The 21,258-nt window shown below is 49.6% G+C and carries 17 protein-coding genes; 9 read left to right on the top strand and 8 right to left on the bottom strand.

The features are described 5' to 3' along the window. Nucleotides 1-542 precede the first annotated feature (542 nt). Together NF212_RS08505 and NF212_RS08500 are read left to right on the top strand one after the other, a co-directional pair. On the top strand, nt 543-1,235 hold the full coding sequence (locus tag NF212_RS08505; RefSeq protein ID WP_434360636.1) for a DUF3334 family protein: 693 nt from the start codon (nt 543-545) through the stop codon (nt 1,233-1,235). A 331-nt stretch (nt 1,236-1,566) separates the two neighbouring features. Further along, nucleotides 1,567-3,006, top strand: coding sequence for a glyceraldehyde-3-phosphate dehydrogenase (locus NF212_RS08500; RefSeq protein WP_434360634.1), 1,440 nt, complete (start codon nt 1,567-1,569; stop codon nt 3,004-3,006). Between the two features lie 39 nt (nt 3,007-3,045). Here the strand turns inward: NF212_RS08500 and NF212_RS08495 are convergent, their stop codons facing one another. From NF212_RS08495 to NF212_RS08480, 4 genes are all read right to left on the bottom strand, one after another. Next, on the bottom strand, nt 3,046-4,173 hold the full coding sequence (locus NF212_RS08495; RefSeq protein WP_434360632.1) for a lipocalin-like domain-containing protein: 1,128 nt from the start codon (nt 4,171-4,173) through the stop codon (nt 3,046-3,048). Next, the gene (locus NF212_RS08490) at nt 4,173-6,638 is read right to left on the bottom strand and encodes an FtsX-like permease family protein (RefSeq protein WP_434360630.1); all 2,466 of its coding nucleotides are present in this window, start codon (nt 6,636-6,638) and stop codon (nt 4,173-4,175) included. The genes NF212_RS08495 and NF212_RS08490 overlap by 1 nt, the downstream gene beginning before the upstream one ends. Further along, a complete protein-coding gene (locus tag NF212_RS08485; protein WP_434360628.1) occupies nt 6,619-7,293 on the bottom strand; it encodes an ABC transporter ATP-binding protein in 675 nt (224 codons plus the stop codon). Before NF212_RS08485 ends, NF212_RS08490 begins: the two co-directional genes overlap by 20 nt. A gap of 225 nt (nt 7,294-7,518) precedes the next feature. Further along, entirely contained in the window at nt 7,519-8,892 is a 1,374-nt protein-coding gene (locus NF212_RS08480) for an MATE family efflux transporter (RefSeq protein ID WP_434360626.1), read from the bottom strand. 174 nt (nt 8,893-9,066) lie between these two features. Between NF212_RS08480 and NF212_RS08475 the strand changes: the two genes are divergently transcribed. Further along, on the top strand, nt 9,067-10,491 hold the full coding sequence (locus tag NF212_RS08475) for a DUF2867 domain-containing protein (protein ID WP_434360624.1): 1,425 nt from the start codon (nt 9,067-9,069) through the stop codon (nt 10,489-10,491). 41 nt (nt 10,492-10,532) lie between these two features. On the opposite strand, the gene NF212_RS08470 is transcribed toward NF212_RS08475, so the two are convergent. Next, nucleotides 10,533-11,723 (bottom strand): Bcr/CflA family multidrug efflux MFS transporter, encoded by a 1,191-nt coding sequence (locus NF212_RS08470; RefSeq protein WP_434360622.1) that lies wholly within the window; start codon nt 11,721-11,723, stop codon nt 10,533-10,535. 173 nt (nt 11,724-11,896) lie between these two features. Further along, a complete protein-coding gene (gene rsuA / locus NF212_RS08465) occupies nt 11,897-12,601 on the bottom strand; it encodes a 16S rRNA pseudouridine(516) synthase RsuA (protein WP_434360620.1) in 705 nt (234 codons plus the stop codon). Nucleotides 12,602-12,873: 272 nt separating this feature from the next. On the opposite strand from rsuA, the gene NF212_RS08460 reads away from it, so the two are divergent. The 3 genes from NF212_RS08460 to rplY all read left to right on the top strand — a co-directional run bounded on the left by NF212_RS08460 (nt 12,874) and on the right by rplY (nt 15,673). Continuing rightward, nucleotides 12,874-13,338, top strand: coding sequence for a GNAT family N-acetyltransferase (locus tag NF212_RS08460; RefSeq protein WP_434360618.1), 465 nt, complete (start codon nt 12,874-12,876; stop codon nt 13,336-13,338). Nucleotides 13,339-13,467: 129 nt separating this feature from the next. Beyond that, entirely contained in the window at nt 13,468-15,246 is a 1,779-nt protein-coding gene (locus NF212_RS08455) for a DEAD/DEAH box helicase (protein ID WP_434360616.1), read from the top strand. 148 nt (nt 15,247-15,394) lie between these two features. Beyond that, nucleotides 15,395-15,673 (top strand): 50S ribosomal protein L25, encoded by a 279-nt coding sequence (gene rplY / locus NF212_RS08450; RefSeq protein ID WP_434360614.1) that lies wholly within the window; start codon nt 15,395-15,397, stop codon nt 15,671-15,673. A gap of 86 nt (nt 15,674-15,759) precedes the next feature. On the opposite strand, the gene NF212_RS08445 is transcribed toward rplY, so the two are convergent. Continuing rightward, the gene (locus NF212_RS08445) at nt 15,760-16,014 is read right to left on the bottom strand and encodes a DUF1289 domain-containing protein (RefSeq protein ID WP_434360612.1); all 255 of its coding nucleotides are present in this window, start codon (nt 16,012-16,014) and stop codon (nt 15,760-15,762) included. 242 nt (nt 16,015-16,256) lie between these two features. Here NF212_RS08445 and NF212_RS08440 point away from each other — a divergent pair, with 242 nt between their 5' ends. Then, nucleotides 16,257-16,574, top strand: a complete 318-nt coding sequence (locus NF212_RS08440; RefSeq protein ID WP_434360610.1) for a hypothetical protein — start codon at nt 16,257-16,259, stop codon at nt 16,572-16,574. A 73-nt stretch (nt 16,575-16,647) separates the two neighbouring features. On the opposite strand, the gene NF212_RS08435 is transcribed toward NF212_RS08440, so the two are convergent. Continuing rightward, on the bottom strand, nt 16,648-19,038 hold the full coding sequence (locus NF212_RS08435; RefSeq protein WP_434360608.1) for a DNA polymerase II: 2,391 nt from the start codon (nt 19,036-19,038) through the stop codon (nt 16,648-16,650). 142 nt (nt 19,039-19,180) lie between these two features. Between NF212_RS08435 and NF212_RS08430 the strand changes: the two genes are divergently transcribed. After that, nucleotides 19,181-19,882: a DUF2786 domain-containing protein gene (locus tag NF212_RS08430; RefSeq protein ID WP_434360606.1), complete on the top strand. Its 702-nt coding sequence runs from the start codon at nt 19,181-19,183 to the stop codon at nt 19,880-19,882. 282 nt (nt 19,883-20,164) lie between these two features. Then, a complete protein-coding gene (locus NF212_RS08425; protein ID WP_434360604.1) occupies nt 20,165-21,169 on the top strand; it encodes an OmpA family protein in 1,005 nt (334 codons plus the stop codon). The last annotated feature ends 89 nt before the right edge of the window (nt 21,170-21,258 follow it).

Genomic DNA, 21,258 nt, shown 5'->3' with positions numbered 1-21,258 from the left:
CTATTACCTAAACTACATCTAACAAGGCCAGTACGGTCAACATCTACAGTATTACGCTAGCTTTTCCCAAACGGCTTCCAGGTCCAATTTCCAGCAAGGCTTGAGAGGCTATATATGATTAAACAGCAAAGCTGTACGGTGCCAATCAAACACGCCCTTTCTGGGCATTTCTGTGCATCCGGTTCCATCTAAAATACCTTAGGAAGATATGTTGCCGTTCCTTCAGGTCTCTTTCTTGTGGGTTCAACGCACGAAATTTACTGAAAACTGAGCATCTTGAAGCTGCTTGGGTACAGTAATTATTGTTTCACGTGTTTTACTAAGAAGACACGTCCGCGTCAATGCGGTGGCCAAACTATTAACTCGAAAATCAGTAAATGCTTTATTAGTGTAATACACTGAGCTTTCTTTTTGTTTTTAATTTCAAACTATTTGCCAAAGATACCCTTAACGGCGTTACACTAGCCTATAATGAGTACAACATTTTGGATCCGGTATCACCAAAATAGATTGGTAACACCTTTGGGTTAACAGGAACAATTATGAGAAAAATAAAAATCGTCACTTCTGAAGATATCTTACTTAAACTTTGTCAGTCGGTAACAAATGTACTGGGAAAGGCTACAGATACACCGGTACACTATTCTGCCATGGTGCAAAAAATCTCTAAAACCAGCTTAAAACCGGATTTTGCCTGCTTCGTGCTATTCGACGGCGGTTTTTCCGGTTTGGTTGTCATCAACTTCTCCGCACAGGCAGCCCTCGAGGTCTACCAGCAATACATGTCAGCCATGGGTATGCCAATGGAAGAGCTGGCAACGTTACATACCTCTGATGAAGTTGCCGATACACTGGGTGAACTGATGAACCAAATCGTGGGCGACTTTACCAGCAAGGTACGTCACTCATTGCAGACATCTATCACCCAAAGCCAACCAAAAATGATTGCTCTTAACAAGAACATTACTGTTTCGGTCGACAGCAACATTGATCGCCCACAGGCGCGCAGGGTGACCTTCTCCACGGCTAAAAACAATATCTTCTATCTTGAACTGGCGATGGAAAAAACCGAGTTCATCCAATTGGAAGATTTCGAAGAAGGTGAACAGCTTGATCCGGATACCATCATGGAGCAGGAATCTTGCCGAGCCAAAAATGCTGAACTGTCCCGCTCCAGCGGCAATAAGCCAGATGTAGATAATATGGAAGAGTTGATGGGACAACTTGGCCTGTAACAAATTCAAGCTAGCATAAAGGAGTGACAGCAGAAGCTGTCACTTTTTTTATGACAAAAATTTAGACGGGACATCACCCTGCTTACTTCAATGTTTGATAAATGTAACCTTGTAAACTTTCTTAAATAATTCCGCCCATTCTGAAAATCCCCCTCTAATCTCTCGTTATATTTCACAAAGATAGAAAGGCAAACAGCAAAAAATACCCGCTAATCGGTAAAGTTAATTTTACTAGGTTAAAAACAGCAACCTGATTACACTGCCCACACAAAAATAATATCCGTCAACATATCTTTTTAATTTTACGTAAAGCAAAGGCCTGAAATTACCCATGAGTCCAGAACAGTACCTACTTAACTGGCAGAACAGCCAACACGACGCTGAGTCCATGTACCCTCTCCTTGGCAGTCTTTACCGCGACCAAGGTGTAGAAACCCAGATTTTTGGTCGTGTACTGGTTAATGCCAGCACCATTGATATTCTCAAAGCACATAAAGTTGCTCGCTGGTACACCGGCAGAGAAGTTACCACCGCTGAAACCCTCCCAATTATCAAATCTCTGGCTGCGATGCAGCTCGGCCCTTGCCGTGTAGATGTTGGCCGCCTGGCACAGCAGTACTGGGATAAACATGACAATGACAGCGGCCTGGATGACTTCCTTTCTACCGCCACTGCGTCCATCCAAGGCACTGGTATCGCCCAATCCCGCGATGTTGTCTTGTACGGATTTGGCCGCATAGGTCGTCTGCTTGCCCGATTGATGATTGAAAAAAGCGGTCCTGGTTATCCTTTGCAATTGAAAGCAATCGTTGTCCGCGGTGGACGGGACGGAGATCTGGCGAAACGCGCAAGCCTTCTGCGTCGCGATTCAGTCCACGGTCCGTTTAACGGCAGTATTGTGGTGGATGAAGATCGTAATGCGCTTATCGTAAACGGGAATTACATCCAGGTCATATACGCAAACCACCCTTCCGAAGTCGATTATTCAGCTTACGGTATCAACAATGCCATTGTGGTTGATAACACTGGTATGTGGCGTGATGAAGAGAGCCTCGGACAGCATCTGACAGCCAAAGGGGCGGCTAAAGTCCTGCTGACTGCTCCCGGCAAAGGCGAAATGAAAAATATCGTTTATGGCGTAAACCACAACGATATTGCTGACTCCGATACCATCATTTCAGCAGCCAGTTGCACGACCAACGCAATCACACCTGTCCTCAAAGCAATGAACGATAAATATGGCATTGTGTCCGGTCACATCGAAACCGTTCATTCGTTCACTAATGACCAAAACCTTATTGATAACTTCCATAAGGGTGACCGTCGCGGACGTGCTGCTTCCCTGAACATGGTCCTGACCTCAACAGGCGCAGCAAAAGCAGTCGCAAAAGCACTTCCGGAACTGAAAGGAAAGCTGACCGGCAACGCCATCCGTGTTCCCACGCCAAATGTCTCGATGGCCATAGCGAACCTTAACCTGGACAGTGAAACTGACGCTGAATCACTCAATGCCTATCTCCGTGATACTGCGCTCTACTCACCGTTAGCTGGTCAGATGGACTACACCCAGTCTACGGAGATTGTTTCCACTGATATCGTTGGGTCACGCTTTGCAGGCGTTGTAGACAGCGAGGCAACCATCGCTGAAGGGAACCGTTGCGTACTTTACATCTGGTATGACAACGAGTTTGGATACAGCTGCCAGGTTGTTCACTGCATTGAACACATGGCGGGCGTTAAATACGCGGTTATTCCTACATTGGAAGCGTAATTACCAAAACAAAGGGGAAGCAATTTACTTCCCCTTTGTTCAGTAACCTGTCATTTCCAGGAAACCTGATCCCCGGATATTTTCACCTTCCACATCAACCGGCCCCTCCCAGTATGGAAAACTGAAATTGAGCCAGCTCTCCATATTCAGCGGCGAGACAGACAACGAAAGGTTTTCCTTTTTGAGGGTTATCTTCCATCCCGAAGGTACAACCCGGCCATTTTGCAATGCCACCAACTGGGTTGGTTTCATCTCCACATCATTGCCTGAAAGAATTTGAGTTTCTCCGCGAGCGGATGTCAGCGATCCAAATTTGTAGGATTCTTCCGCATCGCTTTCGCGAACCTGGCTGACCATCAACTTTCGTCCATCTGACAGCTGAAGCGACATCCAGTCCCACCCTGCCTGGGAGCGGGAAAGTGATTCCGAACCCCATTCCCGGTCTACCCATCCCTGTCCGCTGACTTCCAGCGGCTTGCCGTCAAGCACAAGCTTTCCACTCAACAACACGCCAGGAACACTGTAATAATAAGAGGCAACCGGCAGCGCATGATGCTTACGGCTAAAGCCATCTTCACCCTGCAAAATCGGTTCTCCGGTACTTCTCATGGTCAGTTTGAAACTGAAATCACTGTCAGTCGCACTGAGTATTGCAGGGAATGCATCGGCTTTTAAAGAATCCCAGCGCCAGTTGTCCAACCAAGCAGAAAAAGGTAAACCGGTCACACCTGCCTGGCCTATTCCCCCCCTGGCAAAGCGTTCTGCTGACCATTGGCGTTCTTTTGATGTCACCACCACATGCGCCATAAATACCTGTCCATTTTCCCAACCCGCCGCCTGACCAAGAGCAACAGCAAACCGGAACAAAGTCCATTGGACGCCATAGGCATTTCCATCAGTGTCTTTAAGATTCGCTGTTACATACCACCACTCCTGACGGAAATCAGGGTGAGCTTGCCAATCCTCGGGAAAACGTATCTTCGCCGGCCGGCTAACTTCCTTAAATTGGTTCGAAGGGGAAGCAAGAATCCCGACAGCCCTTGCCTGAACATCCCGTTGCTCGACCTTTGGATGCCAGGGCTGGAAAAACAACAAAACAGCGACGGCAAAAACAGAGACAATCCCGCCAATGACTTTAAGTGGGAGCTTTCTTATTTTTTTTACCATCAGGACGACTCCCGCAGTGACACCAGTGCTGAGCGCTTTATCAAGCGAAGAACCGGCCACGCACCCGCAACAAGAAGCGCAATAAGCGCACAACTCAATGTGACAGCGTAACTAACAGGGAAATAAATAACGTCCATCGTCCAGCCAAAAGAGTGTTTGAGCAACACATCAACCATCAAATGTGCAAGCAGAATACCGAGTGGCAGGGCAAAAATGCCGGATACAACACCTATCACCAGAAGCTGCCCCCCTCCCAGCCATGCCATTGAACGGCCGGACATGCCGATACATCGCAACAGCGCAAACTGCCGTTGACGCGAGAATTCACTGGCGAGGGTTGCAAAGAAAAGTCCAACCGAGGCCACAACCAAGGTGAGCGTACTGATGCTTTCTGTTATTGCGAAAGTACGTTCAAACAGCTTCATAGCTTTGTCATGTATGGTGGTGTAGTCAGTTATCCGGGAAGAAGGGATCTCGAACCTTTTTTCCATACGGCTGACAAATGCCTGAGTATCCACATCGTCGCGAAGGTTCACAGCCACGGAAGCGCGCCCGGTATGAATAAGCCACTTCATTTGCTTCTGGCGTTCTGAAATCAATACTTGCCCGTATGGGTTCCCGTAATCATGGTACACACCGGCTACTTTCCATCCGGCGCCAAAAGGATTGGGCAAATTTACGTAATCACCCACTGAAAGGTGTTGCCCAAGCGCCATCGACTCACTGATCAGAACGGTTTTCTTGGTATGGAGCAGCCGCCAGTATTCCGGGCCGGCATTTTTAACCGGAAGGGCTTCCCGTTCACGTGATGTCGTACCGATACTGACCAGTTCTACCGGCCCCTTGTCTGTTGGCATCCGCCGCCACCAGCGTTGCCAAACAGCATCCACCTCCGGTTGCGCATCCAGCCACCCGATCAGGGTCCCCGCAGCCATTGCATTTGGCCGGATATAAATATCTGCAGACAGCCGTTGCTGAAGCCACTGGTCTGTGGTTTCCCGGAAGCTTCCGACCATCGTTTCCATAGCAATATTTGCACTGATCGCCAGCATGAACGCCACGGCAGCAACACCCCGGTAGCTCAGGCTGGATGCCGCATCAGAGAAAAACCACCTCCGCCTTGCAGAGCGCCCGGCTGTGCCCAATACAACAAACAGTTTCCACATCAAATACGGTGCCAACAGCCCGGCACTCAGTACAATCAATGCGATAAGGACAAAACCCCGGTTAAGGCTGTCCGCCTGTGTAGATACCGCCAGTGCAGCAAGGACCAACACACACGCAGCCAGTGCCTGCCAGTAAAATTCCTGACCGGTAAACCTGATAAGTGCCATGCGCTGGGCCAAACGGGTTGGCGGCGTGCGCAACAAACGCATAAGCGGCCAGATAGATGCTGCAATAAAGCCAACGGCAGCAAGGGCAAAACTGTAAATGCCCCACTCCCATTTCCACTGCAGGAATATACCTACGTTTGCGCCATACAAATCATTCAGCGTTGAAGACACCGACGGCAATAACTGTTTCGCAAGCCAGAGGCCGACCAGGTTCCCGCCAATAACGCCAAACAACAGCCAGACAAACATTTCTACGGATGTCACCCGCAGTAACTGGCGGTTATCCACGCCTAACTGACGTAACAGCCCGACCAGGGGCTGGCGCTGGGCAAACGAAAGGGAAATAGCCTGGTAAAAAACAAAGAGCCCTACCACGAAAGCCAACAGCCCTGTTGCAAAGAGATTGGTATGAAATGCCCTGGTAAGTGGGTCCAGGTGGGCTTTGTTTGTTTTATCCAGCATCAAACCGGGAGGAAGGCCATCCATCAAACGCTGCCGGGTATCATCGGTCATCTTGCCGCACAATACGCCTGCAATGTTCGATGAGGGGGACAAAGAGCGCAACAACGCCATATCACCGACCAACCGGTTGACCCCCATATCCCTGTCATCAAGGATCGTAACCTTCCCCAGAGCTTTTCCATCGGCCAACCGGACAACGTCGCCATCAGCGACGCCAAGGTATTTTGCGGTATCCGGCGAGGCAATAACCGGGTACGGTGACTTCAGCATCATCGGCATTTTGGAGGCCTGAGAGCTGTTCACCTGATCTGCCTGCCAGAACGGTAGCATGGCAACAGTATCCAGCCCCATCAGACGGACACTTTTATCACCTGCCAGTTTTAAGTCCAGGTAATCGTAAGGGACACATTGGCTGAATCCGTGACGGCGTAACGATATGTAAGCCCCCTGGGGCATCTTACTGTCAGGGTTTCGTGGCATTACCACGTAGGAAAACGGCGAGGAAAATAAGCGCTCGCTGTGATGGTAACTCTGTCTGGCGTGTTGGTTGATAACCATTACACCAACCAACAGCGCAATACCTAAAGTAAGCCCCAGCCAGACCAGCAAAACCTGAAACGGATGGCGCTTGTAATGGCTCCAGAGGGCTTTAGCTACTGGTGCGGACACTCAGGACGCCCCCCTGCAATTGCACTTTACCACCTAGATAGTCGGCCACTCTCTCTGAGTGCGTTACCATTAACAGGCTGCAGTTAAGCCGCTTGGTCAGGGTAATCAACAGGCGCATAACGGCGTCTTCGTTGCGCTCATCGAGGCTTCCAGTCGGTTCATCAGCCAACAGGATGGATGGCTCCATATACAACGAACGAGCGATTGCCGCCCTTTGTTGCTGGCCACCGGATACTTCTTCCGGGTAGCGCCCGAGAAGTGGCATCAGATCAAGGGCACTCAGAATGAGACGCCATAGATTGTCATCGTCAGGAAGGTTCTTTAATTGACGGCAAAATCGAATATTGTCAGCAATAGTCAGGGTTGGCAAAAGGTTGAACTGCTGGAATATCATACCAATATGAAAACGGCGGAAACGTGTACGCTCCCTTTCTGACATGGAGTGGAGTGGCGTATCCCCAAACCAGACTTCGCCACTGTCAGCTTTATCCAGTCCGCCAATAAGATTTAGCAGGGTACTTTTTCCGGATCCGCTTTCTCCCATCAAAGCCATCTGGCAGCCAGGTGTCAGCTCGAGATTTGCCCCCTGCAAAACCGGATGAAACTCTCCACCATCCTGATAACCCTTACAGAGATTTAACAACTTGAGCTTCATTACACCTGCCTGCTTGTCTTATTCTGAAATGTTTTTTTTGAACCAGATCACTTCATTACAGGTTGAGCAATTTACCGCATTCTGCCGAAAGGTAAAAGGTTTCTCCCCGTACTTCCTACTTTCAACCGCTATATTCTCAATATTTTAGGGCTCGAACGTTAACGCCAGGACACGTTGTGTATGCCATTTTTTCTGCATGTTGAATTTTCCATGCACGGATAACATTCAAGCAACAAGGCGTTTGATCCATATTCTGGTTTTTACCCGGTAAATAGACCCAGCCCATTTCACAATTTCCTCTACTGCAAAGAGTGCGTAAATCCATTCCAAAGGCAGTTTAAGAACGAATGTAGCGAAGGCCACAATAGGAATACCGATAAGCCACTGGGCTGCAATATCCTGGTACAGGCAATACCGGATATCACCACCGGCACGTAATACGCCCACTATCATGCTCATGGGGATTGATTTGATTATGATCATACCCGCGAATACCCAGTAGAATTTCTCTGTCAGGGCCATGGTTTCAGGTGACAGTGCAGAAAACAGTCCGAGTACCGGTTGGCACACTAGCAACATCACTACGGCAATAAAAATCGCCCCGACAAAACTGAACGCGGCTATTCCCCAAGCCTGGGGATAAACAGCATCCATCCGGTTTGCCCCCAGTTGGTTACCCATTACCACGCTTGCCGCATTGGAAAGCCCTATCAACAACGCCAGAGCAAAAGATTCGATTGGCGTTATCACTGAAAGGGCGGCCAGCCCCTGCACGCCTGCCTGACCCAAAATTGCGTGGTAGACAAAAATGCCGCCAGACCAAACCAGATGGTTCAGGGCGGTAGGGAGGGACAAGGAGAGAAAGCGCTTCACCCCTTTTGCCTCAAGTGCCTCTTTCATCTCTGTCAGGCTGAAAGCAGGTGCCATCTGTTTATGATAGACGTACAGATACATACAACTCACTTCCACCACACCACTGATCAGTGTCGCCCAGGCTGCCCCGGCTATGCCCATTGCAGGAAAACCCAAGTTGCCAAAAATCAGCACCCAGTTCAGGCCCATGTTCAGGCTGATACCAACCGCACTGAACATCGTACTGATTCCCGGCCTGTTCATCGCCCGCAGTGACACCGATAAACTGCTACCCACAGCAATGGTTACCAATGCCAGTGCTGTTATTTGCAGGTAAGTCGCGCCAAGGGCAATGACTTCGCTATCTCTGGTCGCCAGTCCCATAACATGCCCAGGCAAGGCAAGAAAGATCATGGCAAACACTCCGGCAACTATGGACGTCATGATGACGGTAAGTGCAGTTTTTCGCCTGAAACCGGACATGTTACCCGCCCCCCAATATTGAGCCGTCAACATTGCACCCCCGGTGGTCACACCGAAGATGAGGATGGTTGCAACAAACAACGCCTTACCTGCAACGCCAATAGCTGCGACGTCCGCCTCGCCAAGTTGGCCTAGCATTAGAATGTCTACAAGGCTCCGGCTGGAGAACATCATTGTTTGCAAAGCAATGGGTAAGCCAATACCTATCAGACGTCCGAAGAAGTTCGCATCGCAATGCGTGCGCAATGTAGAAAGCGTGCTCAAATTGGGATCCCGAGAAAGAGAGAGAAATGGTTTTAAAACCCGGTGAAAAACGACGCAATTATCAAATATTGGTTACCCGGCAGCAAGCAATATGTGACGTGTGATTGAAACTAATTTTTCCAAAAAATCATAAAGTTAAACTAAAGTTAAAAGTAACGTCTGTGGGAGGTCAATTTGAGAGTATTAGTCATTGGGGCAAGCGGGTATGTTGGCCGGCATCTCACCCCCGCTTTGTTGCAAGACGGGCACGTTGTAACAGCAACATCCCGCCATTTATCGTCACTGGAAAAAGAGCCCTGGCATGACCATCCCAATGTTAAACTGAAGACACTGGATCTTTCTGAACCGCAATCGCTCGCCGGGGCATTCGAGCACATCGATATTGTTTACTACCTTGTTCACGGAATGATACGCGGCCGTGAGTTGTACCAATATGAAATTGACCTGGCACATGCCCTTGTGGAAAGGCTCAACAACAGCCGGGTCTCCCGCGTTATTTATCTTGGCGCGATCCAACCTGACGCGACGAACTCGGAACACCTGCTGTCCCGTAAAATTTCGGGGGATATTTTACGGACCGCCAAACCCCAGGTTATCGAGTTGCGTTCCGGTATCATCGTCGGTCCCGGTTCGGCGGCATTTGAAGTAATGCGCGATATGGTTTACCACCTGCCGGTAATGACAACTCCAAGGTGGGTACGTTCGAAGTCTGCACCCGTGTCCCTGCCTGATCTTCTTTATTACCTTACTAACGCAGCGACGATGAATGTCACCGGTGACCTAATATTGGATATTGGTGGCCCCGAAGCGATTTCTTATGAAAACCAGATGCGTCGTTTTGCCAAAATCATTGGGAAAAAACGCGTCATCATTAAAATACCCTATCTGTCCCCAGCCCTGTCGGCACAGTGGATACACTTCATTACATCCGTCCCTGCCCCCATTGCAAAGGCATTGGTCAAAGGCCTGTCACACGACTTGCTCCCGTCACCGGAAAGGGACATTTCAAAATACCTCCCAAGATCCCTGCAACCATTTGAATCAGCAGTCACTGAAGCCCTTTCGCGGGAGCAGGCACTGCTGGATGACGATATTTGGCACTACGACCCCGATGCGGTGTCCCGCTGGCAACCGGGTTATGCTTTTTACCCAAAACACGCAGGGTACAGTCTGAAAACAGAAGCCAGTGCTGAAAGGCTGTTTGATACCGTTTGCAAAATCGGTGGTGAAGACGGGTATTTCTACGCAAACTGGCTGTGGCAAATACGGGGATGGATGGATCACCTTATCGGCGGGGATGCGATGAAGAAGCGACAGCCGCAAGGCAACTCCCTTCACCCGGGAGACCGGATCGATTCCTGGAAGGTCCTGAAAGTAGAGAAAAACCGCCACCTTTCACTGCTTTTTGGTATGAAAGCACCAGGACTTGGCAGGCTGGAATTTACCATCCAGGACGAAGGCAACTGCCGGTTACTGGATATCCGGGCATGGTGGCACCCGGCAGGCATATGGGGACTCGGATATTGGTTTGCGATGTTTCCCGCTCACCTGTTTATCTTCCGGGGCATGGCACTTGAAATCGAAAAGCGCAGCCAGTGACTGCGCCATTCTTTCCATCCGGCCGAACGGTCAAGACAGTATCAAGCGTTTCTGGAAAGGCCCCAGTACAAGACGGAAGACAGTACCGCACAGCCCCCCATAGAAATAACCATTGGCCAAGGGTCAATACCCGGAACTGCAGCCAGTACAGCACCAATGACTGCACCGACGCCAAAACGCATCGTCCCGCTCAGCGCAGAGGCCGTTCCTGCCAATTGGGGGTAACCGGACAGCAAGCATGCCATGCCGTTACTTCCCACCACAGAGATTGCACCGACAAACAGCATCACAGGAATCACTGTGCCAACTAGCCCGAACCCGGCCAACTGACCAATCACCATCAGGATACCCGCTACAAGCTGTACCGTCAGACCAAAGCGCAGCATCCAGTGTGATCCTTTACGGCGAACCATTCTTCCGTTCATGCTCGTCATCACAATCAGACAGACAACATTGAGTCCGAACAGGTAACCGAAGTTCTGGGTGCTGACCCCATAGTAATCGATATACACAAAGGAGCCTGCGGTCAGGAAGGAGAACATCCCGGCAAATGAAAATGCGCCAGACATTATCAGCCCCATAGCCTGTGGCGTGCGGAGTATGCGGAAATAGTTACGCATCACGCTCATAAAGCGCAGCGGTTGGCGGTTTTCCGATGTCAGGGTTTCAGGGATTTTAAATGTCACCAGCACTAAAACCAGGACAGCAAACCCCGCGAGCAGCCAGAACACAGAGCGCCATCCAAACCACACTGACAGATAACCGCCAATCATTGGCGCTGCCAACGGGGCAACCGTCATCACCAGAGTGACAAATGACATGGTCCGGGCAAATTCTTCCCGCTCAAACATGTCCCGCACCAGTGCCTGAATGATTACTGCTGCCGCCGCCCCGGCAAACCCCTGCGCTGCCCGAACCCAAGTCAGCATGTGAATGTCATCGGCAAGTGCACTTACCACTGCCGCCATGGCAAAGAATGCAACACCCACTAATAGTACCGGGCGTCGCCCATAACTGTCTGACAGGGGGCCGTGCAGCAACTGCCCGATAGCAAAACCGGCAGTGTATGAGGCCAGTGTTGACTGAACCGCACCGGAAGTGACACCCAAATCGGAGGCAATAGTTGGCATGGCCGGCAAGTACATGTCGATTGCCAGCGGGGTCAGGGCTGCTATTGCACCAAGGATTAGAATCAGGCCAAATCCCAGTGTCGACGTTGGCTGCGAAGACATAAAACTCCATAGAAGAATATGGCTACCAAAGAATTCAGAAGCCAGAAAGCGAAGAGCCCGGCATAAATGCCGGACTCCCATTATAGCGGTAAGATTATCCTCTGACAGGAAAGAATGAAGTTACTGACAGAGCTGATGATTATTTGCTCCGCTTTTAAACAGAGCAACCGAACTTACGCCTTTTTATAAAATGCCTGAACTTCTTCCTCTGTCAGGCTGCGGAATTCGCCCGGCTCCAGGTCATCATCCAGTTCAAGATGTCCGATACGCTCACGGTGAAGGCCTACAACCTTGTTACCCATGGCTGCAAACATACGCTTCACCTGGTGATAGCGGCCTTCACTGATAGTCAGGCGGCACTCCGTCTCACTCACTTGTTCCAGTGTTGCAGGCAATGTCGGTGTCTTCTCGCCGTTGAGCATTACACCTTCTGCAAAAGCGGCTTCGGTTTCCTGAGAGATAGGATCGGCCAGCCAGACGTAATACGTTTTGTCACACTTGTGTTTCGGTGAGGTCACCCTGTGTGACCACTGGCCATCGTCAGTTAACAGCACAAGACCGGTAGTGTCAGCGTCAAGGCGGCCGGCAATATGCATCCGGTCTGCACCTACTTCTTCAAACAGAACAAAGACCGTTGGGTTGTACGGGTCGTCATGCGAGCACACAAAACCTTCTGGCTTGTTCATCATGTAGTAACGGGGACCCCGTAACGCCAGGGATTGTTCATCAAATACCACATTGGCATCTTCGGCAATTTTCAACGCACCGCTTTTCTTTGTTTCACCTTCAACTTCAACCCGGCCCTCTTTCAGGATACGTGTTGCCTGAGAACGGGTAATTGCCAGTGTTTCACAAAGAAATTTATCAAGCCTAATCATTATTCTATCCAGCTAAAAACACGCTCTGAATAACGTGCAACATATCAATTGCGCTCATTATAGAGATATACAGCGTATCGTACAGACAAAGCATGCTGACGCCCGCATATTTAGAATTTCAGTTTGCGTTGCCCGGTCTCACTTTCTATAACTATGCTGTCATGAGCAACAAAAATGAGACAGCCCAAACTACCATGGCCAAAAAGTCCCAATTGCTCTCTCTGCACATCAGATGACACTGTCAATCATTGAGCCGACTTTAGGGGAATAATATGAAAACCAGCCTCCTCCACCCCTCCAATGATACATTTCCTAAACTGCTGGAACTTGTTAAATCTCTCTATGACCACGAGGCACTTCTCTTTGACGCGCTCAAGGTTGAAGGTGGTTTGCGCCACTTACTGGATACACCCGATGATGGAGATGTCTGGCTGATCCAATGTGAGTCTGATGGGGTGGCCGATATTGTGGGTTACATTGTCATGACCTACAGCTACAGCGTACATTGGGGCGGGCATGCTGCCATCATAGACCAACTGTATATCTCGCCGTCATGGCGCAACCAGGGAATAGGATCCTGGGTGATCCCTGAGCTGGAAAATCTCGCCCGCGAACGTGGCTGCTGTGCCGTGTCGCTGGAAGTGAACATCGGAAACGGCGGAGCTCGAACCTTCTATGAGCGGCATGATTTCATCCCGCGCCGACAGTTCTGCGTGATGGTTAAACCCATTAACTAAAATCAAACCCATTAGTCAGCATGATTCCAAGGCGGAGGCAGGTGCCTCCGCAACGGTATCTCAGCTTTTAAAAACCGTCCCCACCCGTTACACTGTATGTTTCCACAGTACCCTGAAGTTTAGCCACTGATGTATACCCTCCGCCCCTACCAGTCCGAAGCAGTCCGTGCCGTTGTGCATTACTTTCGTAAAAGCTCTGATCCTGCCGTTGCCGTTCTCCCAACCGGAGCCGGTAAAAGCCTGGTCATTGCAGAACTTGCCCGTCTGGCAAGGGGAAACGTGCTGGTACTGGCCCATGTGAAAGAACTGGTAGAGCAAAACCACGCAAAATACGAAGGTTATGGGCTTGAAGGGGCAATTTTTTCCGCCGGGCTTGGCAGGAAAGAAACCAATCAGCAGGTGATCTTTGCCTCAGTGCAGTCGGTTGTCCGCAACCTTGACGCATTCAGCCACGCTTTCAGCCTGCTGGTCATCGACGAGTGCCACCGGGTCCCCGATGATGAAAACAGCAGTTACCGCCGGGTTATCTCACACCTGCAGTCTGTTAACCCAGGGCTCAAGATTCTTGGCCTCACAGCCACGCCATACCGATTAGGGCTGGGTTGGATCTACAGTTTCCATACCCGCGGGCAGGTTCGCACCACAGACAGCCGGTTCTTCCGTGACTGCATTTTCGAACTGCCCATCCGGCACCTGCTTGATGAAGGGTTCCTGACTGAAGCCACCCTGCTTGATGCTCCCGTACTGAGCTATGATTTTTCTGAACTTCGCCCCAGGGCCTCCGGCTTTTACTCAGAAAAAGAAATGGATGAGGTAATCAAACGTGCGCCAAGGGCAACGCCTGAAATACTGGCACAGATAAAAGAAAAAGCCGCTGACCGGCACGGTGTAATGATTTTTGCTGCCACCGTCCGCCACGCCCAGGAAGTGTTGCAGTTGTTGCCGCCAGAGCAATCGGCATTGGTCATCGGGGATACAGAAGGCAAAGAGCGGGATAGAATCATTCGTGCCTTCAAAGACCGGGAAATTAAATACCTTGTTAATGTATCCGTTCTGACAACAGGCTTTGATGCACCTCACGTCGATCTCATCGCCATACTCAGACCAACCGAATCTGTAAGCCTTTACCAGCAAATTGTGGGGCGGGGGCTGCGACTGTCCCCCGGTAAAACTGACTGCCTGATACTGGATTATGCCGGAAACAATTACGATCTTTACCAACCGGAAGTCGGGGATACCAAGCCGGACAGCGATTCGGAGATAGTCACCATCCCCTGCCCGGCCTGCGGGTTCAACAACAATTTCTGGGGAAAAACAGATGACCGGGGCATTGTCACCGAACACTATGGACGTCGCTGCCAGGGCTATTTTGAGGATGATGACGGCGAACGTGAGATTTGCGGCTACCGTTTCAGGGCGAAGTTTTGCGATGATTGTGGTGCGGACAACGACATTGCTGCCCGGGTGTGTCACCAATGCGATGCACAACTCGTCGATCCGGATAAAAAACTGCGGGAAGCGTTAAAGCTGAAAGACGCCTTGATAATGGCATGCAATGAAATGGATGTAGAAGCCGGTAAATCCCAGAAAGGTACGCCACAATTGTGTGTGACTTATTACGGAGACGATGACCAGCAACTGCGGGAATACTGGCCGATGTCTACCAAACGCCAGAAAACTGCCTTTCTGGATAAGTTTGTCCGCCCGCACCTTATTGACCGGCACAGGTCGTTTGAAGACACCGCACCGACAAAAGTGGAAAAACAGCAGCACCGTTTCCGGGCCCCGGACTTTATTATTGCGCGGAAATCAGGCCGTTTTTGGTCCATTCGGGACAAGGTTTTTGATGAGCAGGGCATACTCAAAGGCTGGCTAGCTACCCAATTTGCCGAAAAGTCCGGCAATTAATGGGTTACCCTGGGTTACATCTTGTATTCTCGCGCAGTTACATCTTGTATTCTTGCATAGCGGATGCTAGTATCCGCGCTCGTTTTTGGTCATCGGGCAAGGTCGCTATGCTCGATGTGTTTTCAATCTCTATCAGAGAGTACTCACGATGAAATTCGAAGCAGTTGTACGTACTGAGCAGGGTAAAGGTGCGAGCCGCCGCCTGCGTCATGCAAACCAGTTCCCAGCAATCGTATACGGTGGTTCTGAAGCACCTGTATCTATCTCACTGGATCATGACAAAGTTATGAACGCAATGGGCAACCCAGAGTTCTACGAAGCTATCGTTCTGGTTATCGATGGCAAAGAAGTTAAGGTTAAGCCACAAGACGTTCAACGTCACCCATTCAAGCCAAAAGTTAACCACATGGACTTCGTTCGCATCTAATTGCCGAACCCATGTGAGCTTAGGCTTACGAAAAAGCACCCCTCGGGGTGCTTTTTTGCATTCTGGCGAAGACGAAAGTGGGTAGATCAACCAAACAGATCGCCCTGCGGGTTATCATTCTGTTCGTGCAAAGCCAGCTCCCTCGCCCTCAGTGCGCGGAGAATCCTAACCTTGCGCTGCTTACATAACCTAAGCACATCCCGCTTCTGGGTATCAGTAAACTGATTCCAGTAAAACCTTTCATCCCTGCTGCGAAGGCAACCTTTACAGTAACCTTTGTTGTTGACCTGGCAAACACCTATGCAGGGGCTGGGGACGTTGAAGAATTCAAGCTGTTCCAAATAATCCCTTATTCTCGTTTCTCGCTTCTCGCTTCTCGCTTCTTAATACTATTCAAGCTTCACCAAGTCCATAATGCAATTTTTGGAATTACATCAAAACTCATTGATACCATAATCATATTTTAAACTTGCCGTAACACAGTATTTTTTGTTAGGGTTTATCATGTTTATTCGCCATAAACAGAACAATTTGACTGCCATTGATGGCATTTATGGATATTTATAAAACAATGGAGTGAGTTATGGCATTTTTCGTCCCAACTGCTGAATCCGGTCAGCACGCCGAGTCAATCTATCAATCTATTGCCTCTCATATCGGCGCAAATATTTCTGATAAACGCGTTTCTTCCGTCCGTTGGATCCACGAAGGCAAAGAGTTGTCCCTTAAAGTGGGTGACCCAATGCCAAAGGCTTTTTGTCCTCAATCAAAAGAAGTGGTCATGGCCATTTATGACTGCGGCGATGTGGTAAAGGTCTGTTCACCCAATCGCGGTGTCGTCCACTCCGACCCGGTCCTTGCCAGCAAGCGCCATGTACTCGACCTGGGATATTTTAAATAATCCCCGTCAGATACAGAAAAGTGCAGCCTCCTGGCTGCACTTTTTCGTTGTATAGTTTAAATCTCTGTTGAACTCAAAACAGTCCAAGCTGCGGCGAGGCCAGGTTGTCAAAATCCTTCCCGATGAAAGGAAGGATGCCGTCCGCAATGGGACGGAGCTGTTTATCGACGTAATGCTGATAATCCAGCGGGCTTTGCAACGCCTCTTTCGGTTCGGGGCCGTTAACTGTCATCGCATACTCAATCCATCCCCCAAACTGGTACTGCTGTTGTCGCCCGAGCCTTTTGTTAACTTCATCGGCCATGCGCGCAGCTCTCACATGCGGGGGCACGTTTACCTGGTATTCGGCCAGTTTCCGGCGAAGCCGCTTGCGGTAAAACAACCTGTCATCGTTATTTCCGTTCAGTGTGTTCTCTGCGTATTCCCTTACTAACTCGTCAATATCCTGTCCATGAAAAACCCTATGGTAGAGCTCTTGCTGAAAAGCCTGGGATAGCGGCGTCCAGTCGGTACGGGCGCTTTCCAGCCCTTTAAACACCATCTTTTCATTTTCGCCTTCACCCACTAACCCGGCGTAGCGTTTCTTGCTCCCAGTGTCCTGCCCCCGTATTTTTGGCATCAGGAACTTCCGGTAGTGGGTCTCGTACTCAATTTCCAGCGCAGATCCAATGTCGTATTCATCTCTCAGGCGCTGGGTCCACCAAACATTGATGTCTGTTGCCAGTTCGTTCCCAATATTATCTGCATCTTTCTGACTGTGAAGGCTGCCAAGCGCAACAAACGTTGAGTCTGTATCGCCATAGATCACCTGATAACCCCGGTTTTCTATGAACTCCCGCGTTTGCTTCATAATTTCGTGGCCGCGCATAGTGATAGAAGACGCCAAACGGTGATCAAAGAACCGGCAACCGGATGAACCCAATACACCATAAAATGAGTTCATGATAATTTTGATTGCCGTCGAAAAAGCCTTCTCACCTTGCTGCTTGGCGCGATCCCGCGCACTCCAAAGGCCTTCAATCATTGCAGGAAGATAATGTTTCTCCCGGTGGAAAACACCACCGCGAAAACCGGGAATCGTTTCCCTATCCCGGCCATCCTCTTCTGCTTTGAGGCCTTCAATCAACCCCATTGGGTCAATTCGAAACGTCTTGATTATCGAGGGGTACAGGCTCTTAAAATCCAGTACCAGAACAGAGTCATAAAGCCCAGGCAAGGAATCCATCACATATCCGCCGGGGCTGGCAATCCAATTCTCTGCATGCAGGTTGGGGGCTACATAACCACCGCGATGCAACCGGGGCAAGTAGAGGTTGGTAAAGGCAGCAACAGAACCACCGACTCGATCCAACTCGACACCGGTCAAACGAGAGCGTTCTATCAGGAATTCCAGCAGGTGGGTATGATCAAAGATGCGGTTAACCAGCACACAGTCCTGCAAGTTGTATTTTGCCAGCGCCCGCTTGTCTTCCCGGAACATCCGCTTGATTTCATCCAACCGGTCATAAGGGTTGCTAATCGCCTTGCCCTCACCCAACAGTTCCTGTGCGACGGATTCCAGAGACCAGGAACGGAATCCATAAGTTGCTGTCTTGAGCGCATCGATTCCGTCAATCAGAACCCTTCCTGGTAGCGTGACAAAGCTGCCTCCCTGCTTCCGCTCCCGGACATAGAGGTATTCCCCGCCCCGGCCAATTTTCAGTTTACTGTTCTGGCGCTCAGCGGCTTTGGCAAGAAGGCGAAAGTCAAAATCGATCACATTCCAGCCGATAACCACATCGGGTTCAAAGGTGGCAAACCAGTTCTCAAGGGAGATCAGCAGGGCCTTTTCATCCACCACCCACTCAATGTGCGTGAACTCTTCCCCATCCTGCTCAGGGCCAATCATGATGACGCGGCTGTCAGCCACACAGTCCAGCCCGACGGAATATAGCTCCCCGCGCTCAGAGCATTCGATATCAAGGGAAACGGTAACCAGATCCGGTTTATAGTCGGCCTGCTTAATTCTGGCCTGACGCCAGACAGGGATTCCTTTTTGCGTCACCGGCGTCCCGGTGTAAGACAACCCGCCCTGTATGTACCGCTCCATCAGGTAACGGTCTGCAGGACGAATATCTGACTCCAGCGGTTCAAAATCGTTTTCAATCAGCAGGTCAGATGCCAACGAGGCCAACCGTGAGGTTGGAAAGTAAAATGCCGTAACAGGAGCATGCTCAAAACTGGTTAACGGCAACGGTTTGCTTTCTGGGAAGAGATTATGGGCGTGAAGCAGCGTCATTGCCTCTGCTGTTTTCTCAGAGGCAACAAAGAACACCGGCTTTTCTCCACTGATAACCAGTTGCTCTGCACAATCACCGGATTTCACCCAAAGCCGGATTTCCATCCCATTTGACGTATCCCTACTTTCACGGGTCAGCAAGAATCCGTCTTTTACCTGGGGTTTTAAGTCATTCTTTTCGTTCATGGCTCTATTGTACGGCAGCAATATCATCCCGGCATTAATTTTACCGGTAGCCTGCATTCGCAAAATTTTAGGTGAATCTGATTTGGGCAAATCCCCATAAATCGGTAAAATATGATCTTTTACTCGTCAGTACGGAGAGTGGATGTCAGAAAGCAAGCGTAAAGCCCTGAAAAAGATTGCCAAGTGTCTGGAGCTCGGCAATTCAGCCAATGTTAATGAAGCAGCCCAGGCCATAAAAATGGCTCAACGGTTGATGAAAAAATTCGGCCTTGATCAGGATGACATCGACTTTATCAAGATGGGTCAAACCACATCCAAGACCCTTCTGCCAGCAACGATCAGCCAGAGCATCCTGCGTATTATCCGCGGCATAAACGCCCGATTTGGCGTGGAATGTATTCTCACCAACCATAAAGGACTGAAAAAAGCCGAATTTATTGGCGATGCAGACAGAGCTATTTTCGCTGCATTTGCCTTTGATATTGTGTACCGGGAAATGAACGAGCACATTGGCCAGTTCAGAAACAGCTTTGCCGGTTCCGGCACCAGCCAGGCCGAACTGAACCGCAGGGTGAATTCGTTCACACAAGGCTGGCTGGAAGGTGCCCTCGAAAAACTGCCCAAACTGAATGCAGACGATAACAGCAAAGAACGTATCAAAAACTATATCGATCGTCAGTTTGAAAAAGTTGACCGGGAAACCTTTAAGCAGCAACTGAAAGATGCCATGGCCGGCATAACCGATGATTACGAAAAAGGAATGAAGAAAGGCAGGCAGGTTTCAGTCAGCCGGCCGGTAGGTGGACAAGGCGCTCCGGAGGTTAAGCGACTGTCTCAATCCTGACCATTTTCCTGACAGAAATCTGACAGTTAATTTACGTAGCGGGACTTGTTTCAAGTCCCGTTTTTTGTGTCTGAATTTCAATGTGTCTCATTTATGAGAATTTGTGATGTTTGTCGAATAAAACATTGTATTTAAATACAGGAAAGATATAAGTTTGCCGTGCTATTACAAAGAGTTGCCAATAGTGTGTCATTTCATAGCGAACTCATTGACCGAATGAATTCTCTAGCAGAGTCAGCATCAGTGGCACTCTTAAATAACAACAAGCAACGGAGATGAACAATGAAAAAAGTAGTAACTGGCCTTGGCCTTGCAGTTCTTGCACTGTCCCCTCTTGCCCACGCACAAGACGATTCAAGCCTGTACCTGGGTGGTCGTTTCGGTGTATCTCACCTGTCTGACAATGCTTGTAACGGCGCTGCACAGTGTGACAAGAAAGACATCGCTGGTGGTGTGATCGCAGGTTATGACTTCAACAAAATCTTTGGTCTTGAAGCAACTTATGATTACCTCGGTCACTTCAAAGGTACTTTCGATAACGGTGCAGTAACTCAAAAAGGCGACCTGACTGAAGCTACTTTTGGTCCTCGTATCAGCCTGCCTATCACTGATGCAACCAGCCTGTATGTTAAAGGTGGCGCATCATTCTGGGATATGAACGGCAGCAACTCATCAGCTCACGACACCGCTTGGTTCGGTGCTGCTGGTGTAAACCACCGTGTAAGTGATCTGGTTGACCTGCGTGCTGAATTCCAACACGTTGATTCAATGGATGACGGTTTCGTTAAAGACGTAGACAACAACCTGTTCACCGTTGGTATGACCTTCCACTTCGGTCGCAGCTCTGCTGCTCCAGTAGTTGCTGCGCCAGTTGCGGCAGTTGTTGAAGAAGTAGTAGCCGAAGAAGTTGTTGCTCAGCCACAGGTTATCGAACTGTCTGACGCAAAAGGTTCAGAGACTTTCGCATTCAACAGCTCTGAACTGACTGACTCAGCCAAGACTGCTCTGAAGCCACTTGTTGAGCGTATGAAAACATACCCACAAGCAACTGTTGTTCTGACTGGCCACACTGACAGCACCGGTCCTGAAAAAGTTAACGTACGTATCTCTAAAGAGCGTGCAGAGGCTGTAGCTAAGTACCTGGAAGCAAACGGTGTTGCAGCTGACCGCATCACTGTTAAAGGCGAAGGCGAAGCAAACCCAGTAGCTTCTAACAAAACTGCTGAAGGTCGTGCTCAAAACCGTCGCGTAGATATCTTCTCACCAGCTTTCTCTTACACTGAGTAAGATTTAGCGTGAGTAAAAAAGAGCAGCTTCGGCTGCTCTTTTTCGTTTAGGCTCCCCCACAACAAATAGTCTTTCCCACAACAAATTTG

It is taken from the genome of Parasalinivibrio latis (assembly GCF_036825535.1).
Classification (GTDB): Bacteria; Pseudomonadota; Gammaproteobacteria; order Enterobacterales; family Vibrionaceae; genus Parasalinivibrio; species Parasalinivibrio latis.
This window is presented reverse-complemented; position numbering and strand designations above follow the sequence as displayed.